Here is a 24,598-nt window from a genome sequence, read left to right on the forward strand (position 1 = left end):
TGAAATAAACTCATGAATAGAAATGCCTTTTTGGAATTGAATCTGATTTTTAGCCATTTTCATTTACCTCCACACAGACTTATTTTAAGTATACGCCTATGGGAGCTGAATTTAAGTGATAATCAGGTTTCACAATGACATTAGCACCACCGCCCCCTTCAAAATAGGTATTACCGAATGTTGAACTGTGCAAAATAATGTTAGCTGCCCCCGATCCGGTAAAATTAATATTACCGTGCGTGATATTGGATGTAATAATGTTTCCACCACCCGCACCGTTGAAATAAATATTACCGGAGCTATTACCGCCATTTCTTGATGATTTAATAAGATCTTGCTCAGAATAACCTTCAAGATTAGTCAAACGATCAGCAATATCATCTATTACATTTAAATCATAGTGAAGCTGACTTAACGTATAACCAGCCCCTATTGATCGATAGCCACCAGGATAGGAAAAACTTTCATCTGCTAAACGATCAGTATGGTCACCTGTTTTATACCAAGATTTTGCAATATATTTCAGCTTCCCTGTTTCATAATCATTCGCCAACTTAACCTCAACCACTTTGGTATAAGGAGCCAGAAATGTTGCATATACATAAGTATTCGGTTGTTCGTTTGATTTTACCGGCGAGACATCGATTTTCAGCCCATTAGAAGAGATCGCATATCCTCCTATTTTGGCACTGCCCAGTGTGACATCTTCCGCCTTAATGTTGGCGCCGCCAGCATAATTTACCCATTTATCGGTTAATAATGCCTCCTCAACACCTTGTATCGTGGTTTCTTGTCGATATATAAGATTAATATTGCCAAGCGTAATAGCACCTTCCCCTTTAACGGGGATAAATCCATTATTTATATTGATATTTTCTTTGGCAATATCCTTAATATGATTACCATCCTTATACCAAGAAGTGGCATAATAACGGAGCTTACCAGTATCAGGATCATTTTGCAGCCGTACAGCGACAACGTTAGTATTAACATTATTGGCAAAGGCAAAGAGATAAGTGTTAGGCTCTACCGCGGATTTAATTGCTTTAACTTGCTGAGGTTGTTGAATCCAGCTTCCCTCCATTGTTGCTGATGTCATAACAATATCTTTAGCCTGAGCAAATTCTATTTCATTTTCCGTACCTGCTCGGGTAATTTCATTATAAGCCCCTGCGCCCGTAAAATGAATATTACCGTGGGCGACATCAGAATAGAGTTTGTTATAACCACCCACGCCTTCAAAAGTAATATCGCCCTGTGTCTGTCCATACCCATCTTCACTGTAGCGTATACGTTCAATACGATTCGCCGCCCCCGCTCCGTCCAAGGTAATATCACCTTTTCTACCTCTACGTACGACATGATTATCAGCACCAACGCCATTCAAAATGATGTCACCGCTTTCTATCCGCGAGTCGATACTATTTGCCGCGCCTGCGCCGTTAAATGTCACATCTCCTTGAGTGCCTTCATAATGATTATACCAAGTACGGTCAATTTTATTAGCCACTCCTGCACCGGCAAAATAGACATTTCCCTGATCAGTTTCATGCCATAATTTATTGTATCCGCCAGCGCCTTTAAAACTTATATCTCCAGATAAACCTTTACGAGCCAGTTTGTTATAACCAGCAGCACCCGAATAATATAAATCTCCCGTTTCACCCGTGTGATCAATAAAAGCCGCACCTGACGCACCGGCAAATGACAGACCGCCATTTCCCGTTTTGCTAATACCGGTATAACCTGAAGCCCCTTTTACTGAAAGTTTACCGTTTGTATGATATACATCGACTTTTAATGAACCAACCGTAACATCATCATCTCCGCCATAAGCATAAACGTCACCACCGACACCAATAGCAGTAATACTGTTGCCGTCATTATCGTCGTAATATTTTCCAGTAAAGAAGTACTCGGTACTTCTATTTGATGATTTTCCCATAAATAGCCCTTTAATTTATTATTGAGGTTAAGCAGAAAACCACTGCACCTAACGAATAGGGCAGTTATTTTGAATATTCAAGTTCTCATCTTCTGACTTTTTAATAGCAGAAAATTAAATAAATTAAAAAACCGCTATTAAAATTAACATCAGATATTGTTTACACGAATTTATCAGACATACTTTTTCCCAAAAGTAATTTATTAATAAAACGGATATAACAAAAAAACGCCCAGTTCAGAAAAGTTTCAATTTGATGCATTTACAAACACCTTAAAACAAATCCATTGAATGAGATAAATAAAAAATTCAAAAAAATCGTTAACGCAGATATTTTTTCCACGATAATATTGAAAATACAGACAAGATAATAAAGTAATGACTAAACTAAGATATAAAATTTTATCAATTACGATCAATTATTTTATTCCATTTTCATAAATAACCACACAAATTATAACGATTAAAGCAATATAAGTAAATGAGATAATAATATCCTACTTTTTTAGTCAGAAAATAATAATGATAAATAAAATTTACCAATAAATATATACCCTATGGATTTCAAGTTGCATCGCGACGGCAAGGGAGCGAATCCCCGGGAGCATAGATAACTATGTGACCGGGGTGAGTGAACGCAGCCAACAAAGAGGCAGCTTGAAAGATAACGGGTATAACCATTAATCAACAAACAACCGATAATATAATGAACATTCGTTATTCAGCGGTAAAAATAGCTCACCAATTGTGTGAGCCATTTTTATTACTCATTTTACTTTTATTCTAGAGAATTAATTATGCAAACTGCGCCTTACCAATAGTCGTATCTGACCACGCCGTTGTAATGGCAATTGTCGCCTTATTGTCCAAATTTTCAATAAAACCATTGTCGCCCGCTGTCGGGGCAAAACTGCTCATTGATTGGATCAAAGTATCAACCGCATTATCCGATAGCGCCGTAAACTCACGCTCTCCCGATGCACTCTTATCCCCCATCTGCGCCACCAATTTGGCACGATTACCATTAAAGTAATTGCTAAAAGTGACTGAACCTATTGATTCAAATGCCCCCTGAGCGGTTTTATCTTCGGTATGGCGGTTTACTGATAACACCAGATCATATCCGCTACGTTGGAACCACAGGTTTTGCCAGTCAATACCATCAAAGACAATCATATCTTCCACATTGATATCATCAATCTGGCTGTCAATCACCTTACCGCTGACTACAAAGCTGTCCACACCCGTCCCACCCTGAAAGCGGTTCTGATAACCCCCTAATACCAGCAGATCCTGACCATCACCACCATTAAACTGGCTGAACTTAGCAATAGTGGCCGCTATCAGGTGGTCATCGCCTTCTCCACCATTAATCATCGCATGGTAACCCAACAGTTTAATTACGTCGTTACCGGCGTTGCCGTCAATTTGGTTGTCATTACCAAATACTCTGGCAAAGTCATTCCCTTCACCTAGCTCAACTCGGTTGTTATTACCAATAGTCACGGCATAATCTTGATCTTCCCCGGTATCCACCCGGTTGTAGTTGCCAGAGGTGACGACGTAATCCTGGCCCTTATCGGTATTAATTAAGCCACCTTCACCAAAGACAAACGTCTGGTCATTACCGTCCCCCATGAACACATGGTTAATACGTCCGGCGACCACTGCGGTATCATCGCCATTACCGCCAAACATCCAGTTCTCACGTCCCATCAGGACGCCTAGATCATTACCTGCACCGCCCGCAAAGATGTTGGAAGTACCGATTGAGTAATAAACATCATCTCCGCGACCACCCCAGAAGTTGTTGTTATCGCCCAGATAAGCGCCAAGATCTTTACCATCGCCGCCCCAGTTGAAGTTGTAGTTCCCCAACGATACATGGATATCGCTATCCCCTTGCAGATGGCCGCTGTTACGCAGGAAATCAAACGTTTTCTGCTCCATATTGAGCAAATCTGCGGTTAGATTTTCTTTCAGATTGGTCACTAATGACTTCATCTCTTCTTGTTTATCTTTGCTGAACATCGTCGCAAACAAGTTAGGCAAATTCAGCGAATGAAAACCAAATGCACGCTCTGGTTTGGCGCTCTCCGTCTCTACAGTCGCTGGCGTGCTGCTCTGCCTTTCCTCATTTTTATCAGCATCTTTCTGTTTCAGGCCATGACTCTCAGCAAAGGATTTAATGCCATCCGTCCCCATATTAAGGTGAGATTTCAGGCCATCGAGCAATTTATCTGGATCAGTGAAGACTTTCAGTTGTTCACCACTGAATTCCCCTATAACTTCAATCATCTCTTTTAGAATAGCCACACCATCCACAGGCTCGTCTCCACGGGAGACAATACGACCATCCGCAGTGTAATCCACACCAAAGATATCCGCTAAAGTGGTATCTGCATTCACACTGGCTAACCGACCAAGCAATTTGTTCTTAAGCTGACGTGGCAAATCCTGCGGATTATAGGTAAACGTTGTTTTCGCTATACCAGTTGTCGAGTATTGCTGAGTCATTAAACTAAACAACGACCCCAGGTTAGTGTCGAGGAGCGACTGGATATTGTCACCGAACATAAAGTTCCAGTTACCCGTAGTTACCTGAATATCCGCCCCTTGGCCCCCTACTGCAAAGTTGAATGCCAGTTTTTCATTAGCCTGACGAAATTTATCCGCACGGCTCATATTGCTCATATCAACGCTGTTGCCATTCTTGCTTAGCCACCGGTTGAATTTCTTATTTAGCGCTGCTTCCGTATCACTTCTCAGACCACGGCTACTACGTTCATGTTGAGAACCCAAATCAACCAGAGTCTTATAGTCAACACTGCTGGTTTGGTCCAAACCAGACATATCCTGAACAAATTTTTTCGCACCAGCGATTGTCCATTGCTGATCTTGCGCCGTTATCCACGCTCGCTCTTCACCAGAATGGGCAATGCTTTGCAATACCCCGGAAATACGAGCGGCGCCATCAAATGGATTAACCAACGGCGGCGTTGGCAGGGATTTATCCATCATCACAATCAGGTCATTACTACGGCCTTGGTTGAAACTGACGTTACGATTGCCAATAAACATTTGCGCCCCTTCAAGCGCCTGATAACCGGCAATATCGACACTATGTTTACTGTCGCCATTGCCGATGTGCGCCATCACATTGTTATCACCAAAGGCCAGTGATTTAAAACCTCCAGTACCTGCTTTGATGCCAACGTTCGACGTCCCCCAATTAAGCGCAGTAAATTCACCATTCCCCACATCCACCTGAATATTACCTGAGTAACTTATCTGGTTATTCGATATATGGCTTGAGTCGGTTTCAATTTTATTTTTGCGCTTCTCTGGCGCTGTGAAAATATCTGCATTATCCACAATCGCACCTTTGGCTGGCATATCTGCATCCGCTATACCGACACGAGAAAGATTGATATCGCTTTCAGCAATATTGTGACGAACTCGTTCTGAATGCGTTTCAAGTTCGCCTTTTTCATTCCAACTCAAGATAACTTTGTTATCAGTCAGGTTATTGATCCATTGATTATTTTCATTCTGGGTAAATTTACGGCCAGTGACATCAATGGCAACTTCACTACGACGAGCCGAAACAGTCGTGTGAATATCTTGCTCTTTTAAGGCGGTGATAAAGTGATGAGCAAAGCCATCTCGTTTGTCATCATTAATCAGCGAGCAACCCACGATGCTAATGTGGTCTGGTTTACCGACCTGACTAAAGCTCTGAGTAAATTGTTTGAGTTTTATTGCCAGCTCATCGGCACTGTAACCACTCAGACGAGTGTTATTCTGCTCTGATTCGCTACGACCATGCCCGACAATCTGCCAACGCAACTTGTCTGATGGTTTAAATTGAGATGAATCACCATAGACAACACGGTATTTACCCTCAGAATCGAGTTGAACCACTACACTGGAATCTGGATGTTTACCCGCCAAATTTGCTGCTGCTTTAGCCGCTACAGGATCATCCTCCATCTGGATAATGATTTGACCATCAAATCGGGTTTCTCGACCATCGGTTTGTGGTGTGACTGAAATGCGCTCCCAAGATTCGACATCTCTGTTTTTTAGAACAGCGTCCGATGATAATTTTTCCAGCACGGATACCGTAGCATCACCATTCTTCGAGCCTTTCAGTGTCAATTTACTGACGGTTGGGTCAGCAAATATCTTACCAAGATTCAACTGTACGAAACTGGCTGCTTGTTTAAAGTTGTTGCTTTCAACTTCAACAAAAACCTTTTGGCCTTTCTTATCCATGACTTCCAAAGTGACGACATCTTCACGGTAATCCGCGATCCACCCTTCAACACCTGAATCCAGCGAAAACATTATTTCCTGCTCTTTCAGCGCGTGCAATACATGACGTTGTTCACCCTCACGCGCCTGTTTCCAGGTATTGTCATAATCCGTAATAGCGCTATCTTCAAATATATTATAGTTAATATAGAAGCTCGATTTTGTACTGTCCTCAGGGCTGGCAGAAGCATATTTATAACCTATAGGAGATCGGTAACCCGTGATCAAGCCCTTATGGAAAGAATCCATAAAACGGTGAAAATCATCATAGTTATCAAACGATTTAGCACCAAAATTAGGATCAAAGAATGACCAGATTGTTTGAGCTTCACTCTTATGTACAACAACCGACATGGCGTGATCTTCCGACATAAACATCATATAAGTCGATTGCTTCACATTGCGCAGTCGCTCCATAACGGATTCATAGCCACCAACATCATAATTCAGTGGATCACCAATCCTCGCCCCTGTTAACCCATTTGCTTTTAGCCTTGCGCTATAATCAATATTTCCCTTCGCTTTCTCGATCAAACTGCCAGCATCAAGCTGTTGAAAATGTTGTATTGATAACAACTTTTCAATAGCCGGGCCGACTTTCTGACGGCGATATCGGTTAAGCAAAGAGGATTCAATCGAGTTGATATCCGTTTTCTTATTCACGGAGTTGTCGTTGTAGGCTTTAGCTACCTCCTGCAACCACCCCATATAAGCTTTTCCCCCTCCCACGCCATTCACACGTTCTTCCATCATATAGCGGGAAGACAGAGCAAAGCATATTCCTTCCAGAAACTCTTTGGACTGAACGTCATTACCATTAGTCACGAGCACATTACTAATTTCTGGAATAAGCTTCTTAAGCTCCCCCAACAAATCCTCATTCTGACTAAAGTGGAATGAATAATCAGCCAATTGTTTGCCATCTGCTTTAAGGTCAAAAATGGTATAACCCACTTCCTGGAATAAACTTTTCTTTTCCACATTATGACCTTTGCTCTGAGATCCAGAAGGGGTCGATATATTCTCAATCGCCTGATGGATCTTTCTTAAACCAGACACGTCAATGCCTTTACCATCTTGTGATAAATCGCTGGCTTTCAGATTCGAGAAGACGGCATCTGAGACATCTTGACCATACTCTTTAATAACCGCCGCTTTAACTTGCTCAATCGCTTTATCAGCACTTTCCGCTTTCTGGTTAATATGAATATTTGCCTTGCCCCGAGTGACAAAATCACCATTTTCATCAACATAAAGGTGTTTTGAATCCTTAAGATTGGCACTGCCAAGATTATCGTACAGACTACTGAAATCGCCTTGCTCTGGGATTCTCACAGTGGATTCAGTAAGCGCCATCGATTCTTCAAAGCGCATGTCAATTTGAGACAATAATGCCTTCATTGCCGGGACACGACTTGAGTCAGGATGACCTAAGAGATAGCCTTCAACCTGTTGGCGCAAATCGGATAATTTTCCTATCACATCCAACTCATCGTCTTTTCTTCCTTGCCAGACATGGTGATAACTCTCTAGAGCATCAATCACTTTTTGGTAACTGTCACCACGCATTTTACCTGCAATGGATGCGGCTTGATGGAACTCACTCACCGACATCAATTTTGGCACGGGCTTCCAGATGCCATTCACTTTATCAGCAAGAATTCGGGTATGCCCTTGATGATGAGATATAATCCGATCTTCCATGAAATATAACTCATCGGGTAACTGCGCATAATTGTCGTAATTAGCAAGAATAAAACGTTCAACTGCTTTAAGCAGATTATTACTGGTCGTGTTTTTTACAATAATTCTCTTAAATTCATTGCCATTACCGGGCCATGAGCGCACCTCAAATCCTTCATCACTCTTTTGCACTAATAAGTTACGTTCTGTGCGTAATCCATAAAACGGCAATGCTTGATTCAGCATAGTGTCGACGGCACTGAGCTTAATATCGAGATCAACAACGGTATCGGCTTTATAACCACCGGGGTTAACCGCCAGCCTTTTTTCCTGCTCTTCAATAGTCAAAGCATCAAACCGCGCTTTCACAGTAATACCCGCCTCGGTTAATCTGCGGCCAATCAATTCCGTAGGCAACCCTTTATATTCACTTGCCGGTTTATCCAACAATCGAATTTCACCTACTAATCCTTCGCGTTGCAGTTTACGCAATACAGGTAATTCAACATTCCAGAAATAGTTGCCAAGACGTAAGCCCCCCTCAGAGATCAAATAAACATCACCACGTGATCCTGCGGCATAGATGGAGCTCCAGAAACCAGTGTTGCTATACGTAGCGGCATCAATTGCCGCTCTTAGCGCGTTATGCCTATTATTTTCATTATCGGAGAGATATGTAATTTTCCATTTCATGAGGTGCTGATTGAGCTGAATCGCAAAAGCGTTTCCCTGCACATCAACATCGTAAACGATTTTTTTACCATCCGGTTGGGCGGCCTCAAGAACATCTCGATGTCTTCTAAAACTCTTCCCGGACCAGAATGAAACAATACTTTTGTCATCGCGGGCAACTTCAAAGCTATGACCATAACTGTCCAGTTTTGCAATAAACTCAACTCGTTTATCCCAGTCATAATCCAAAGTCGCGTCAACAAACAGTTTCGCTAAAGATGCGATTTCATTCTCAGGTACTTTGTGTTTGACTTTGGGATTCCTGAGATGCCGTTCAATAAAGGCCACTATATTCTGCCTGGTATTACCAGAAATCTCAGCATTAACACGCTTAAATCCGGGAATAGGAATATATTCGTCCGATGCATTATCGTTACCATTATCAAGCCAACGGTAGATGTGGGCGATTTTTTGTGCACGACTTAATACGGAAGAATCTATCGCCCTCTTTTTGCTGCCGCCCAATCCTTCCAGATTAATACCAGAAATTGTCGACGCCTTTCTAATGAGTTCACGTGTCTGATGTAAAGGAGGTACCACAATGCTGTCAGATTGGGTTTCAATAGACCGTGGAGTAAGTAAAGCACCGGTATTTTTTGCACGAATTCCCGCGTTGATCTGCAACCGGTTAACAGCTTGTTTAGCATTCTCTAACGCTTGCAATTCTTCTTCGGTCAGCCCTTGATAATATCCGTTTTTCGCTTCTGGCATCGATTCAGGATCAATATGGCTGCCGGTTTCTCCCGCTCCTGTTGATTCATAGGCTTTTTCTCCTGACAAGCCGCTGCCGCTCGCACCAATGCGAGCCGGTCTGGAATCGTTTATCTTCGCTCCCTTAGCATCCGCTTGAGCCTGAGCCGCTTTATTTTCCGCCTCCGCAGTATCACGCTTACCACGACGTTCAGCATTCTGATACGCAATATTGGCGCTATCCTTCGCCTTTTCTGCCTGCTGCTGTTGTAAAAGCGCTTCTTCTTTTCTCTGATCCGCTTTGAATTGCGCATCTACACCATCAAGAATCGCCTTGTCACGATTTTGTTTACCTTTTTCCGCGCCCGCTTCTGATAGCGCCACGGCATCTTTTACTTTTTGCTGTGTATCAATCGTATTCCGATGTATATCTGTCAGCCGTTTTTCTAATGTCGGCTTAACGTTATCCAACCGTTTCTGGATCTCCTCAGAGATTCCACCCGCATAGTCGAGATAATGGCTATCTAACTCACGACTATCATCGGTTTCATGTTTAAGCTGTTTAAAGTTGTCAGCTATTAAAGTCAGCTCTTTAGTCACTGCCTGAGCTTCCTCTTTTATCGCCTCACTCTGCTCTTGCCCATTCCGACTAAGCGCTTCCTGATCCGTTGATTCCAATTGAGATTTCGATTTTTCAATCGCTGACAGTTGTTTCTCTTTTTCTCGTTCCAAGAGCTGACGATCTTTTTCGGCTTTTTCTTTATCACTTAACGCATTTTTGGCCGCCTGGTCTTGCCTGGCATGTTCAATAACACTATTGGCTGGCAATCTATCTATAGACTTTGCAACAACGTTATCCAAGATATAGCCAATACCATTATTATCGCCGATACCTTTAAATTCGATGCGGTTAGTACCTGCTTTGGCAATTAATTCCAGTGTTTCACTTTGCCATCCAGTATCACCATTAGTAATGGTAAATTTGCTTTCACCATTCCAAAGAACTTCCATGCCTTCATTATACGTAGTGCTATTTGCACGCTTTGCAAAATCAAAGCTTAATGAAATGACTTCACCTTCCGACCTGTTTCTCAGATCCTGGTAAATAGTGGTACTGATATCCACATCAAGTTCACTGACCCGTGAGCCATGACCTGCGTTATCAAGGCCGTAAGCACTTGCTTCATGATAGGCTTCAACGCCGTTGGTTGACTGCCAGCTTTGATCGCCTCGTTCAAAGTCACCATTCAAAATCAATGACATTTCAGATTTTACAACGACATTATCTAAGATATAGCCTAGCCCATCATTCTGGCCCGTACCTTTAAATTCAATTCGGTTAGTACCTTCTCGCGCAGTTAATTGCAGTGCCTTGTTTTGCCATTCAACTTCGTTGCCAGAGGTTGCGAAGATACTTTTACCATTCCATAGCACGTCCATACCTTCACCTGAGGCAAGACCGGAACGTTTAGCAAAGTCAAAACTCAGTGAAACAACTTCGCCCTCAGACAGATTTTGCAACTCCTGCGAAAGCGTGGTGTTAACATCCACATCAAGTTCACTGACTCGCTTTCCATGACCCGCATTATTAAGGCCGTAAGCATTCGCCGGATTATATGCCTCAACACCATTAGTTGACTGCCAACCTTGATTACCTTGTTCAAAGTCACCATTGACGATCAAGTTTTCGTTCCGATCCGATACCGATCGCGTTTTTCGATTTAGCGAACCGGCTAAAGAACTTTCTATTGAGTTAATATCAGGCGCTTCTACCGCCGTTACAGAACGACTCAGACGACTGCTTAAGTCCGAACCAACTTGATCAATTTCCTCCATTTTAAAACCATCAATGGCAGAAACTTCGGTTAAGTTAATCGCGCCTCTGCCCTTGTGAGTGCCTGACGTGTTAGCTTCATCCCCATGTACCAGATAGTTGATCGCCTGACTACCTCCCACTCCGAGTACAGTTTGTTTGATATTGTCGAAGAAAGAAGCAAGCTTGTTGCTCTCTGTATTACTCGATGCAACAGCCAAGCTGTAAAAATCACCATCACCAATCTTAATCGCCACGTTGTTGCGTGCGTAAGAAGCATTAACATACAAGCCGTGGCCAACCTGAATATTAGCGTTGCCTTGGCCTTTCATTACCGCAACATTGAGACCATTGCCAACTTTGGTATTGACGTTATATTTCCCCCACGCCACGTTGACCGAAACACCATTACCTACATGAGTGTTAATGTTAGCGTCACCATGAGCCGAGGTTACATTTAAGCCATTGCCTACTGTCGTCGTGACGTTAGCTTTCCCTTTTGCCGCCGTAATCTGCATACCGTCACCCACTTTGGTAACGATATTGCCTTCGCTCCATAAGGCGTTAAAGCTATCGCCCTTACCTACTTGGGTGACAATGTTAGCCCTGCCTTTAGCCAGCAGCACATTGCGTCCATCTCCTACCTTAGTAATAAGGTTGGCTTCGCCCCAGGCGCCGGTGTAATCATCACCGTTACCCACATGGGTAATGAGATTGGCATCCCCCTGAACCACCGTGATTTCTTGTCCAGTCCCCACTTTGGTAATGAGATTGGCTTTCCCTTTCGCGAAGTTGTAACGGTCGCCATTTCCCACCTGGGTCAGGATATTGGCTTCACCCCAAGCCGCATTCACCCCGGCGCCATCGCCAATTTTGGTGATAAGATTGGCTTTACCTTTGGCAAAACCCACCGTCGTCCCCTTTCCTACATGGGTCATCACGTTACCCACATCGGAAATAAGCAGGCCGACCGTGGGGCCGTCGCCTACTTTGGTCAGAATATTGCCTTTGCCAAGCAGGATACCGGCGGTCGTAGCGTTACCAACATGCGTTATGACATTCGCTTTCGCCGCCGCAACCACCCCCATAAAATCATCACCCACTTTGGTGACAATATTGGCCTCACCCAGTGCTAACACGCCGGTTAAGCCATCTCCTACATGGGTCATCATATTGGCTTTACCAAACATGGCCGCCAGGGTTGTACCCTTACCGACTTTGGTCATCACATTCAGTTCACCGGCAAACAAACCGATACTGGCGCCATCACCCACATGCGAATAGATATTGGCTTTCCCGATCATTAAGGCGGCGGTCAGGTCATTGCCGACTTTGGTCAGCACATTGGCGCCGCCAATCATGGCCGCAAAGGTATTGCCATCCCCGACATGGGTAAAGATATTGGCTTTGCCAATCATCGCCGCCAGAGTCATGCCATTACCCACTTTCGTGGCGATATTGCCCTTTGCCAGCATCAGCGCAACAGTTGCGCCATCCCCAATATGAGTAAACACATTGCCTGCGGCTACCATTAATGCCAGCGCATTACCGTCACCTACTTTGGTAAAGACGTTCACCGCGCCGCCCATTAACGCCCATGCATCCCCTTTGCCGACATGGGTAAACAGGTTGCCCGCGCCAATCATGGCGGCAATCGATGTACCATTCCCGACTTTGGTGAAGATATTGCCTGCCGCGGCCATCACGCCCAGCGTCAAACCGTCGCCGACATGGGTCAACACGTTGCCGACGCCGAACATGATGCCGGTCGTGTCACCCTTGCCGACTTTGGTCAAAACATTAGCGCCACCGAGCATAACGCCCGTGGTATTGCCGTCGCCGATATGCGTAAGGACGTTTGCGCCACCGCCCATTACCGCCAGCGCATTGCCTTTCCCTTTCTTGGTCAAAATGTTGGCGCCGCCCAACGCAATGGCGGTGGTGTCGGCCGTTTCGCTCTCATCACTAAGATGGGTGATAATATTGGCGCCGCCGAACATACCAGCAACCAGATCTCCCGCACCAAGCTTAGTGAGCACGTTAGCACCACCCAAAAGTACGGAGGAGATATCCCCGGCTCCCGCCTGAGTGATGACGTTAAAACCGCCCGTACCGGACCAGCTCCCATTGCCATTACCGATTTGGCTATGAGTGTTGTACCCGCCCAACATCAGCACCCGGCTGTTACCGTTGCCTTTGTGGATCGAGATATTGCCATAAGCCAGAAGATGAGCCAGATATTGCCCATCCCCGACACGCACAAGAACATTTACCGCGCCACCAGCGTAAACATCCATTTTCCCGCTCTGGCCTTGGTGAACCAGAACATTGGCTAAACCCGCACCATGAAATGTCAGATCACCCTTTTCACCATTTTTTACAACGACATTAGCGGCACCAGCACCATCAAAATTGGTATCACCGAATTTTGAGCCGTGCAAAATGACATTCGCCGCCCCTGCGCCCTTAAAATTAACATTTCCCCGCTTAACGTTAGATTTAATAACGTTTCCACCACCCACACCGTTAAAATTAACGTAACCACTGCTTGTGGGTGACTTTGCAAGGTCTTGCTGACTATATTCTTCGCTATGTACTAATCGATGGGAGGTACGGCGCACTGTATTAACGTTATATTGAAGCTGGCTTAACGTGTAACCGGGACCAATAGAGGTATATCCGTTAGCATAGGAAAGCTCTTTATTAGCCAAATTACCCGTATGATCGCCTGCTTTGTACCATGCTTCTGCTCTGTATTTCAGTTGCCCTGTATCAGGATCGTTTTTCAACTGAACTTTAACGATTTTGGTATATGACCCCATGACCTTGGCATACACATAAGTATTGGGTTGCCGGTTTGATTTGACTGCGGAAACATCGACTTTGCGACCATCAGAGAAGATCGCATATCCCCCCATTTTGGCATCACCTAACGAGATATCCTCTGCTTTAATCACCATGCCGCCCGCATAGGTTACCCACTGATCTATCAGTAGGCTTTCCTCAATAGCATGAATCTCGATGGGCTGCTGACGCTCAAAAACCAAACTAGAGAGACGGTAAGCGCCATTAGCGTTTACCGCGACAAATCCATTGCCTGACGAAATTTCTTTCGCGGCAAGATTTTTAAGGTGATTACCTGCTTTATACCAAGAAGTGGCATGATAACTGAGTCTACCCGTGGTGGGATTATTTTGAAGCTGGACTTTGCTGATTTTAGTGTACATTCTGTCAGCAAACGCAAAAAGATAGGTATCCGGTTCGACGGTTGATTTAATACCTGTAACTTGCTGAGACTTCTGAATCCAGCTTCCTCCCATCGTTGCCGTCTTCAATACGATTTCTTCGGCTTTGGCAAATTCCAATGCTTCACCATCGAAATCGCTATCCGCACCTATTCTGGTGATTTCATTGTAAGCACCCGCACCGGAGAAATTAATATTGCCATGTGCGACATCAGAATAGAGTTTGTTATAACCCCCCGCACCTTCAAACGTAATATCACCGCGGGTCTGTTCATACCCATCTTTATTTTGGCGTACACGCTCAATGCGATTCGATGCCCCCGCACCACGTAAGATAATATTACCTTCTTTACCTTTACGTACGATGTGATTATCAGCACCAGCCCCATTAAATGTAACGTTACCGCTCTCTACTCGTGAGTTGATGCTGTTTGCAGCGCCTGCGCCATTAAAAGTCACACTTCCCTGTGAATCTTGATAACGGTTAAACCAGGTATGGTCAATGTCATTGTATGCCCCTGCACCGGCAAAATCTAAATTTCCCCGGTTAGTTTCATGCCATAACTTATTGTATCCACCGGCCCCTTTAAAATTTGTATCACCAGACAAACCCTTACGAACCAGTTTGTTGTAACCAGCAGCACCCGAATAATTTAAATTTCCCGTTTTACCGGTGTGATGAATAAAAGCCGCACCGGCGGCACCCGCAAATGACAGACCGCCATTTCCCGTTTTACTAATGCCGGCATAACCTGAAGCTCCCTTTACCGCAAGGTCACCATCTGTATGGTATACATCGACTTTAAGTGAACCAACAGTAACATCATCATTTCCGCCATAAGCATAAACTTCACCACCAACACCAATAGCAGTAATACTATTACCATCATTATCGTCGTAGTATTTCCCAGTAAAGAAGTACTCAGTACTTCTATTTGATGATTTCCCCATCAAAAATCCCTTTAAATCATACAGAAATTAAACAAAAAACCACTGCACCTGACGAATACAACGGTTGTTTTGGATATCAAGTTTCCCGCGGACAGTACACGCTTTCTGACCTTTCCACGGCAAAAAGACACGGCGGCGCAAATCCCTGGCAACTGCACGCCCATGACCAAAAGGCGCAATCATTTCGGGAAAAAAGATATGTGGACCTGAACGCCAGTCTGTGTGGGTAAGCTCTCTTTCTCCTGAAAGAAGCTCCTCTCGATTCTGCTCAGATAAAAAAGCCCAATTACAAAAGGCGATCGGATGCCCGTGTTCATCTTCGTAATAGCAAAACTGATTCAGCTCAAATGCAGGCAAGATACGCTGTTGCCACTCGGACACCAGGTATCTCCGATGCAGAGGAGAATGCTGACTCAGCAACATGACCCCTCCAATTATCGCTTGAATTTCTGCGTTATTCAGTTTCACTGGTTGATGTATAATCGCCATGCGCTAATCAACCATGAGATCTTATTTTGTATTTTTAGATGGGCGTTTTTTAGCATTATCAGACTCTCCCACTATGGATTCTGATGCCATTTGTTCTTCGGCTACTTGTGGAGCCGGTAAAAATCCTGCTGCAATCAACTTGTCAAATTCAGCCGCCATCCGTGGATCTTCCAACATATTTTTAACCATCGAAACCATATACATAAATCCCGATGCTGGCATATGGATAACTTGCTTTAATTCAAGTTCATTATCATTTTCCGCCATTATCCCATTCGCCATACGATTTGGCTCTTGACCAACGAAATAAAGAGAAAAAACACCTTTGTTATAATTAACGCTAGAGATAGTTTGTACGAATTTTTCAGACATATTTTTATTTACCAAAAATAAACAATTTTTTAATGAGACTATGCAATGTTTACAACAAGAAAAGCATTCAATTCAGGGATATCCTGAGTTTGTATATCTATAAATACATTAAAGCGTAAATGAATCAATAAATAATATAGAGACAAAACTCAAAATCAATATTTATATACAAAAAGTCCTTTTACCCCCCATATATAGTCCCATTTACCTACACTGGTACTGGCAATAAATATAAGATAATAATGCAATACTTAAATACCACACAAATCAACATAATATTTTGTTTTAATTAATATTTTTTGTGAATTTTAAAGATGTTTTTTCATGAATGAAATTGAGAAATTGACCATAGCATCATTAAGATTAATATTGATGATATGTAATGGAAAAGAAAATATTACTGATATTGATAACTTAAAAAGCTCTGGTTGTTACCATTCCTATATAAAGGATATAGAGAAAAAATTTAACTTATCTCTTTCAAATAAAAATTCCGTAAGCAAAAAGCATCATAACATACCTTTACCCGCAATCTTGTTTGATAATAATGGGCTACCTTTTGTTTTAGCCAAATCGAATAAAGAAAATTCATTAATACAGAGGGTTGATAAAGAAAATCCCGAAATATGGTCCGAAGAAAGGCTAATAAAAGAGTGGAATGGAAAATGGATTAAAATCAAACAGAAACAAGCGCAATTTAACATCAGTTGGTTTATTCCAGAATTCTTGGCACAAAAGAAAAATTTGGGTGAAATACTGCTATTTTCCTTTGTGTTACAGATTCTTGCGTTAATTTCACCTTTAGTTATTCAGGTGGTTATGGATAAGGTCTTAATCCATCAAGCGTTATCGACACTTGATGTATTAGTCTTTGGCTTAATTATTGCCGGCATCATTGAGGTGATGTTACGTGGATTGCGCGAATACCAATACGCACACACTGCCAACCGTATTGATATCAAATTGGGATTAAAATTGGTCCAGCATCTGTTCGGGCTGCCTTTACTCTTTTTTAAATCCCGTCAGGTAGGAGCAATTGTCACACGGGTGCGTGAACTGAATACCGTCAGAGAATTTCTGACCGGTTCAATGTTCACCTTATCTGTCGATCTGCTGTTTATGTTTATTTTTATCTATGTGATGACGCTGTTATCCAGCACACTGACCTGGGTTTTTCTCGCTACCTTCCCTTTTTATGCCATTTTGGCATGGTGGCTGACTCCGCGCATGGAAAAAGCGGTTGAACAACAGTTCACCCATGCAGCAATAAATACCTCTTTTCTGACTGAAACGGTTTCCGGTTCTGAAACCCTAAAAAGTCTGGCGGTAGAGCCAAGATTCGTTCGTCGTTGGGATCGCCAGACTGAGAAGATGGTGGATACCAGTTATGCGGTACAGCAACTGAGTAACCGTTCAAACCATATTGTGATGCTACTACAAAAAGTCACCAATGCAGCGATTCTCTGGTTAGGCGCGTCAGAGGTTTTATCACTGCAAATGACCATTGGTCAGTTGATCGCCTTCAACATGATGGTAAATCACACTTCCCAACCATTAGCCAGATTGGTGGAACTATGGGGACAATTTATCAGAACGCGAGTAGCCGTCGATAAATTAGGAGATATGTTAAACCTGCCAACCGAACAGCAATCCGGTCAACAACAAATCACACTGCAAGGGGCGATCTCGTTTAACCATGTTGTCTTTCGCTATCAGCCTGATATTCCACCGACGATTAAGGGATTGACTCTCCATATCAGAGCCGGAGAAACCCTCGGTATTGTGGGTGCTTCTGGTTGCGGGAAAAGTACGTTGGCTCGTTTATTACTCCGCCTTTATACCCCAGAAACAGGCGCAATCACCTTAGATGGGATTCCATTGCAAAATATAAATATTGCAACACTCAGGCAGCAAGTCGGAGTGGTTCTGCAAGAAAATTTCTTATTTAACAAAACAGTATATGAGAATATTGCCCAATCAAAACCCGATGCCAATCTGGAAGCCGTCATTAAAGCGGCCAAACTAGCGGGCGCTCATGAATTTATTCTCAAGCTCCCAATGGGATATGACACAACTATCGCAGAAGGCGGGCAATCTTTATCCGGCGGTCAGCGTCAGCGGCTTGCCATTGCCCGGACTATCCTGGCTAACCCCAAGATTCTCATTCTTGATGAAGCCACCAGCGCCCTTGATGATGAATCACAATCACTCATTCAATCCAATATGGCGGAAATTGCCCAAGGCAGGACGGTTATTACCATCGCACACCGCCTTTCAACTGTACGTCATTGTGATCGCATCATTGTTCTTAAACAGGGTGAAATTATCGAACAAGGCTCTCACGCTCAATTGCTTAGCTTCGGTAAGCAATATCGAAAACTCTGGCAGTTACAACAGGAATTGAAGCAGGAGGCGCCTCACCATGATTAAGGTTATTCAGAACAAAATTAAAACACGGTGGCGCTCTTGCCCGCGACACTACGACTTTTTACCGACACACCTGGCGTTATCACAGCGTCCGCCTTCACCGTTCGCTCGCTATACCGCAATCACACTCAGCATCGGTGTCATCATAGCCTTGCTCTGGGCCTATCTGGGCAAGTTGGATGTTCAGGCTACGGCAACCGGCCGTCTGATCGTCTCAGGTCGTTCTCAGATAATTCAAGCTTATGAACAGAGTCGGGTGACAGCTATCCATGTTCAGAATGGACAGCAAGTAACAAAAGACGCCCCACTGCTGACATTGGACACACTCGGTGTTAATCAAGATATCGCTCGGTTACTCAAGCAGATCGAATATCAAGTCCATGAAAAAATTCGTTATCAGGCTTTAACTGAGGAACAGGCGCCAGAAGAACAAGCACTATTTCAAACATTGCCGGTATCTCAACAAGCACAAGTTGTTGAAAATTACTCCCGTGAGAAAAGAGAGTATGAAGCGAACGTAACAAATCTGAAAGCAGAGATGAACGTCAATCTCTCTTCTCAACAATCACGGAAAAGCGATATCAACGCGCTCACTAAACTCCGGCAAAATATTAGCCAGCGTTTAAAAGCGCGCCAGACTTTAAGTCAAAAACAGGTGATCAGCAAAGTTGAATACCTTGAACAGGAAAAAGAGTTTCTGGAAACAGAACGTCTGATTACTCAACAAAATGCAGAACTTAATGTGCTGCAATCGCAATATATCGGCCTGGAAGAGCGCTTAAATAGCCTGAAAACTCAAAAAGAGCGTGAATGGTTTGATAAAAGAAAACAGGCCGAAGTTCAATTGGTTGTTTTAGAGCAAGAGCTGGCAAAAGCTCAAGTGCGAGAACAACTTGAAGTTATTCGCTCTCCCGTAACAGGAACCGTTCAACAACTCAGTGTGCATACATTAGGCGCAGTTTTGCAACCAGCGCAAAACTTAATGGTGATCGTCCCTGACGACAATGTGCAACTGGCAGAGGTGCAAATTCTCAATAAAGACGCCGGATTTGTGCATCCGGGGCAACAAGTCACCGTTAAGGTAGATGCTTTCCCTTATACGCGTTATGGCACTATCGATGGCGAACTGCTGAGTATATCCAGAGATTCAACCACCGATGAACAGTTGGGATTAGTCTTCCCGGCTCAAGTAAGCCTCAAAAGCAATAATATCGTCATAGACAATACGCATGTTGACATTACCCCCGGTATGTCAATCGTCGCTGAAATCAAAACTGATCAGCGTCGCGTTATCGACTATCTCCTGAGCCCGATCAGAGAGTATCAATCTGAAGCCTTGAGGGAGAAATAATCGTGAACATATTACCCTCTTCTGCTACCGATTCCGGTAACAACACCCATAATCAGGCACTGGACTGCATTGTCTATGTGGGAAAACAATTTCATAAGTCAGCCACTATCGATCAACTCCAACACAGCCTAGGTTTTGATTCTTTACATTTGAATGATTTACAACTCCGCGAAGCCGCCGACGCTATTGGGCTACATAGTAAAATTGAGCAATTAACTGCCAATACAGGGCCAACGTTACCCTTACCGGCACTGATTGAATTGGAACAGCAATGGTGGGTACTGATTGAAGTCAGCCACACTCATGTTACTGTTCTCGATCCTGCGACGCAACAAACGCAGTCACTCTCTTTATCTGCTGATAATAAAGAGCACGCCTATAAGATTCTGTTGATCGCCGATCAGGAATTAACTAAAAAACATGTCAAATTCGGCCTGGGCTGGTTTTACCCCTCTATTTTTCGCCAGAAAAGTCAGATAAGAGATCTCTTTTTATTTGCCATTGTTCTGCAATTATTTGCGCTGGTCAGCCCGATCCTGTTTGAAAACATCATCGATAAGGTATTGGTAGGACGAAGTTTATCCAGCCTGCATGTATTAGGTATGGCTATGCTCGCTATCGCCCTTGCCGAACCCTTGTATAGCTTTATGCGCAACACCGTGTTTGGGCATATGGCAAGCCAGATAAACTCTGAACTCTCCGGGCGACTATATCGCCATCTGACAAGCTTGCCACTGCAATATTTTAAGCAGCGGCAAACCGGGCAGATTATCGCCAGAGTCAGAGAAATGTCTCAAATCCGCCAGTTTTTGACGGGTTCTACCCTGATGCTGCTGTTAGATCTGATTTTCGTCATCATGTTCATTGGCGTCATGTTTTACTATGCCAAGATATTGACCTGGATCGTTATTGGCTCACTCTTTGTTTATTTCGTATTCTGGCTTATTGCCGGGCCAATTATTCGCCGCAAAGTGGAGGCGGAATATGAAACCGATGCGAATGCAACGAGCTTTCTGACCGAAGCTGTAACTGGCATTGAAACCATCAAAACCACCGCGACTGAAAATCGTTTTTTACATCAGTGGCAACGCATTCTCAGCCAACAATTAACTAAAAACTTTACGGCACGGAAAAGCGGTTTAATTGCCGGGCAAGGCATCGATTTTGTCCAAAAATTTACCGCCGCAATCCTTTTATGGTGGGGAGTGACAGAAGTTTTACGTGGTGAACTGACGCCGGGACAACTTATCGCTTTTAATATGCTGGCCGGACATGTCACCCAACCTATTCTCCGGCTGGCACAGGTTTGGCAAGATTTTCAGCATACGTTAATCGCTCTGAAACGTGTGGGGGATATTCTTGATGAACCAATGGAGAATAGTAAACAAGGGTTAGCTTCCGTACCTGAGCTGGCAGGTCAGATTGAATTCAGAAACATTCGTTTCCGCTATCATGACGACACACCGGAGGTTCTGGCAAATTTATCGTTGTCAATAAAATCGGGTCAATTTATTGGTATAACCGGACCATCGGGTTCAGGTAAAAGTACGCTCGCCCGTTTACTACAAAGGCTATATGTACCTCAACATGGACAAGTGCTAATTGATGGGATGGATCTGGCTATTGCCGATCCGGTCTCTTTACGCCGCAATATGAGCGTTGTGCTCCAGGAAAGTATCCTCTTTTCCGGCAGCATCATTGATAACATCCGACTATGTAAACCCAACGCCACTGATGCAGAAGTCTATCGCGCCGCTGAATTATCTGGCGCCATTGAATTTATCCAATCGCTTCCTCACGGTTTTACTCATCCGGTCGGGGAAAAAGGGGTTAATCTCTCTGGTGGTCAAAGGCAGCGCATCGCATTAGCAAGAGCACTCTTGGTCAACCCGACTATTCTTATCCTCGATGAAGCCACCTCAGCATTAGATTATGAGTCTGAAGCCGCAATCATGGCAAATATGGATGAAATATGCCGTAACAGAACGGTTATTAGCATTGCTCACCGGCTCAACACGATTCGTCATGCCGACAAAATTTGCGTGTTAGATCAAGGGCAAATTGTCGAATTTGACTCACATGATCAACTACTTCAACAAGACGGCCTATACGCCCATTTATGGCATCAACAAATTGGTGAAAGCTGAATTGACATTCAGCTTAATTTCTTAAGAAGAGGAAAGCATAAATTTTGACTCAAAATGAGTCTATTTTTATTTATTTGTTCAATAAATTAACAAAATGTAAATAAATTATTTAAACTGTAACTCTCAGTTATTAATATGTTAGATAAATCAAACATCTTTTTACATCTTAACTTTTAAGTTGGAGAACTCTTATGGATAGGAATCCAGTTTCGTTAAGCGCTTTGGCATTTTCAGGAGGATCTCTAACTTCGATTACCGGCCCGATAGAAATTTTAACCACCGCCGCTCACTTAGCCGGAGCACCGGAACCAGAAATCAATATCATTACCCAAGATAATCAAGATGTTATCGGGCTAGGCGGTGTTCGGCTAAAGCCCAATAAACTCATAGGAGAAATTAAACAAACAGATATTGTCTTGGTGGGAGCAATCGGGCTCCCCTACAACGATCTCGATTCTTGCAATCAAGAAACCTTAGATTGGCTGCAAATGATGGAACAAAAAAATATCCCTATCGTCTCTATTTGCTCTGGTTCATTTATCCTGGCTAAAGCTAATTTACTCAATAACCGTAAAGCCACCACCCACTGGCTGTTTACCAACTTATTTAAGGATATGTTTCCACAAGTACAGTTACACTCGGAAATAAAAGTCACCAGAGATAACAATATCTTTTGTACTTCTGGCACCTATGAATACAATGATGTCATGATGCACATTGTTGAGCAGATATATGGTCAAAATACCCGGGAAACCTGTAGTCAGCTTATATTTGGCGATATGGAAGGTCTCCCTTCGCACACTCTCGCAAGTTTTGTCCCCTATCGCCAACATTCAGATACATTAATCCACAAACTACAAGACTGGATGCATTCTGCCCCATCGGACCGATTATCAGTTGGTAATTTGGCCGATAAAATTCATCTGTGTGAAAGACAGATGAAGCGGCGTTTTAAGACTGCAACCGGCCAGACGCCTATTCAATATATCCAACAGATTCGATTATCTCTGGCGAAATGCCGGTTAGAAAAATCGAATAAGACTATAGAAGAGATCAGCCATGAAGTTGGCTACGAAGATACCCGTTATTTCAGAGAGTTATTCAAGAAACTTAATGGGTTAACACCAATAGAGTACCGCAGAAAATACCAGCACCGCTAAAACGGAAACTCAATCACAATCCTTTACGGATAAGCAATGACGCCGCTTTTATCTTTGTCAGGCAGTAGCGATACACTAGAAGCTGGGGTATCATGGCGTGCTATATTTTATGGTATACGCCCTTTATTAATTGAATTTATGGCAAAAGAACAAATGGATCGCACCACTCTGGATTTGTTCGCAAATGAACGCAGACCGGGGCGCCCAAAAACCAACCCACTTTCCAGGGATGAACAACTCAGAGTCAACAAACGTAACCAACTTCGCCGTGATAAGGTGCGCGGTCTGCGTCGTGTGGAACTGAAAATAAATGCTGATGCAGTAGATGCGCTTAACTTTCTTGCACAGCAACGCAACATCAGCCGCAGTGAACTCATCGAGCAAATTTTGCTGGCCCAGTTAGCAGAAAGCAACATCGCGACTTGATAGCATTGAAGGCACGAAATCACACAAACTTGACAGAATTGTCCTGACTGTTTAGTCAAAATAGGATTTTGTTTTTTTATTAATACAATCAGTACCTTTTTCACTGATTTTTAACATTTTATACGTATATCTCATACAGAAATACACAAATAAAACAAGAGGTTATATTATCCTATGGCAATTATAGGTATATTTTTCGGCAGCGATACCGGCAACACAGAAAATATTGCCAAAAAGATCCAAAAAATTCTGGGTTCCGACATTGCAGAAGTCCATGATATTGCCAAAAGCAGCAAAGAAGATATCGAACAGTTCGATATTCTGCTACTCGGCATCCCTACCTGGTACTACGGCGAAGCGCAGTGCGACTGGGATGATTTCTTCCCTACTCTGGAAGAGATCGATTTTGAAGGGAAGTTGGTCGCTCTTTTCGGTTGTGGCGATCAGGAAGATTACGCGGAATATTTCTGTGATGCTATGGGAACTATCCGTGACATCATTGAACCCCGCGGCGCCATTATTGTTGGTCATTGGCCAACTGAGGGCTATCACTTCGAAGAATCAAAAGGTCTGGCTGATGATAACCATTTTATCGGGCTTGCTATTGATGAAGACCGCCAACCAGAATTAACAGAAGAGCGTGTTAATGCCTGGACGAAACAGATCTACGAAGAGCTGAGTTTGTCAGAAATTCTTGCAGGATAGCGACCTATCCCATTAAGCGCAATTGGTGCAGGCCATTTCTTATCAATAGTGAACCCACGGTAGGTGAGAAGTAACTCGCTTCACTCGCCCTGTGGGATCGCGTTCAAAGGCTGTTGTTTTTATCAAAACACTGCTTAAATCCGCT

At 43.4% G+C, this 24,598-nt stretch carries 9 protein-coding genes and 1 pseudogene; 6 read left to right on the forward strand and 4 right to left on the reverse strand.

The window, feature by feature from the left end:
• Positions 1–127: 127 nt before the first annotated feature.
• The 4 genes and pseudogenes from rtxA (EAE92_RS14205) to rtxH all read right to left on the reverse strand — a co-directional run.
• Positions 128–1,945, reverse strand: a pseudogene (gene rtxA, locus EAE92_RS14205) (MARTX multifunctional-autoprocessing repeats-in-toxin holotoxin RtxA); the annotation flags it as partial.
• A 795-nt stretch (positions 1,946–2,740) separates the two neighbouring features.
• Entirely contained in the window at positions 2,741–15,376 is a 12,636-nt protein-coding gene (gene rtxA / locus EAE92_RS24655) for an MARTX multifunctional-autoprocessing repeats-in-toxin holotoxin RtxA (protein WP_246545219.1), read from the reverse strand.
• A gap of 27 nt (positions 15,377–15,403) precedes the next feature.
• Positions 15,404–15,865, reverse strand: coding sequence for an RTX toxin-activating lysine-acyltransferase RtxC (rtxC, locus tag EAE92_RS14225; protein WP_214068543.1), 462 nt, complete (start codon positions 15,863–15,865; stop codon positions 15,404–15,406).
• Positions 15,866–15,886: 21 nt separating this feature from the next.
• Entirely contained in the window at positions 15,887–16,237 is a 351-nt protein-coding gene (gene rtxH / locus EAE92_RS14230; RefSeq protein ID WP_046395516.1) for a protein RtxH, read from the reverse strand.
• A gap of 324 nt (positions 16,238–16,561) precedes the next feature.
• On the opposite strand from rtxH, the gene EAE92_RS14235 reads away from it, so the two are divergent.
• The 6 genes from EAE92_RS14235 to fldA all read left to right on the forward strand — a co-directional run bounded on the left by EAE92_RS14235 (position 16,562) and on the right by fldA (position 24,453).
• Complete coding sequence (locus EAE92_RS14235) at positions 16,562–18,667, forward strand: peptidase domain-containing ABC transporter (protein ID WP_214068544.1); 2,106 nt, start codon at positions 16,562–16,564, stop codon at positions 18,665–18,667.
• Entirely contained in the window at positions 18,660–20,015 is a 1,356-nt protein-coding gene (locus tag EAE92_RS14240) for an HlyD family type I secretion periplasmic adaptor subunit (protein WP_214068545.1), read from the forward strand. Before EAE92_RS14235 ends, EAE92_RS14240 begins: the two co-directional genes overlap by 8 nt.
• A 2-nt stretch (positions 20,016–20,017) precedes the next feature.
• Positions 20,018–22,162: a type I secretion system permease/ATPase gene (locus EAE92_RS14245; RefSeq protein WP_214068546.1), complete on the forward strand. Its 2,145-nt coding sequence runs from the start codon at positions 20,018–20,020 to the stop codon at positions 22,160–22,162.
• 191 nt (positions 22,163–22,353) lie between these two features.
• Complete coding sequence (locus tag EAE92_RS14250) at positions 22,354–23,322, forward strand: GlxA family transcriptional regulator (protein ID WP_214068547.1); 969 nt, start codon at positions 22,354–22,356, stop codon at positions 23,320–23,322.
• 138 nt (positions 23,323–23,460) lie between these two features.
• Positions 23,461–23,748 carry a LexA regulated protein gene (gene ybfE, locus EAE92_RS14255; protein WP_036776802.1) on the forward strand — a complete coding sequence of 96 codons (288 nt, stop codon included), beginning with the start codon at positions 23,461–23,463 and terminating at the stop codon, positions 23,746–23,748.
• A gap of 174 nt (positions 23,749–23,922) precedes the next feature.
• The gene (gene fldA, locus EAE92_RS14260) at positions 23,923–24,453 is read left to right on the forward strand and encodes a flavodoxin FldA (protein WP_036776677.1); all 531 of its coding nucleotides are present in this window, start codon (positions 23,923–23,925) and stop codon (positions 24,451–24,453) included.
• Positions 24,454–24,598: the final 145 nt, after the last annotated feature.

The sequence above is a fragment of the Photorhabdus hainanensis genome (assembly GCF_018448965.1).
Lineage (GTDB): Bacteria > Pseudomonadota > Gammaproteobacteria > Enterobacterales > Enterobacteriaceae > Photorhabdus > Photorhabdus akhurstii.

Excerpts from the sequence above, each read along its gene's own strand:
- ybfE (WP_036776802.1), top strand. The coding sequence starts at position 23,461 with ATGGCAAAAGAACAAATGGATCGCACCACTCTGGATTTGTTCGCAAAT.
- EAE92_RS14235 (WP_214068544.1), top strand. The coding sequence starts at position 16,562 with ATGAATGAAATTGAGAAATTGACCATAGCATCATTAAGATTAATATTG.
- EAE92_RS14240 (WP_214068545.1), top strand. The coding sequence starts at position 18,660 with ATGATTAAGGTTATTCAGAACAAAATTAAAACACGGTGGCGCTCTTGC.
- rtxH (WP_046395516.1), bottom strand. The coding sequence starts at position 16,237 with ATGTCTGAAAAATTCGTACAAACTATCTCTAGCGTTAATTATAACAAA.
- rtxA (WP_246545219.1), bottom strand. The coding sequence starts at position 15,376 with ATGGGGAAATCATCAAATAGAAGTACTGAGTACTTCTTTACTGGGAAA.
- rtxC (WP_214068543.1), bottom strand. The coding sequence starts at position 15,865 with ATGGCGATTATACATCAACCAGTGAAACTGAATAACGCAGAAATTCAA.
- EAE92_RS14250 (WP_214068547.1), top strand. The coding sequence starts at position 22,354 with ATGGATAGGAATCCAGTTTCGTTAAGCGCTTTGGCATTTTCAGGAGGA.
- fldA (WP_036776677.1), top strand. The coding sequence starts at position 23,923 with ATGGCAATTATAGGTATATTTTTCGGCAGCGATACCGGCAACACAGAA.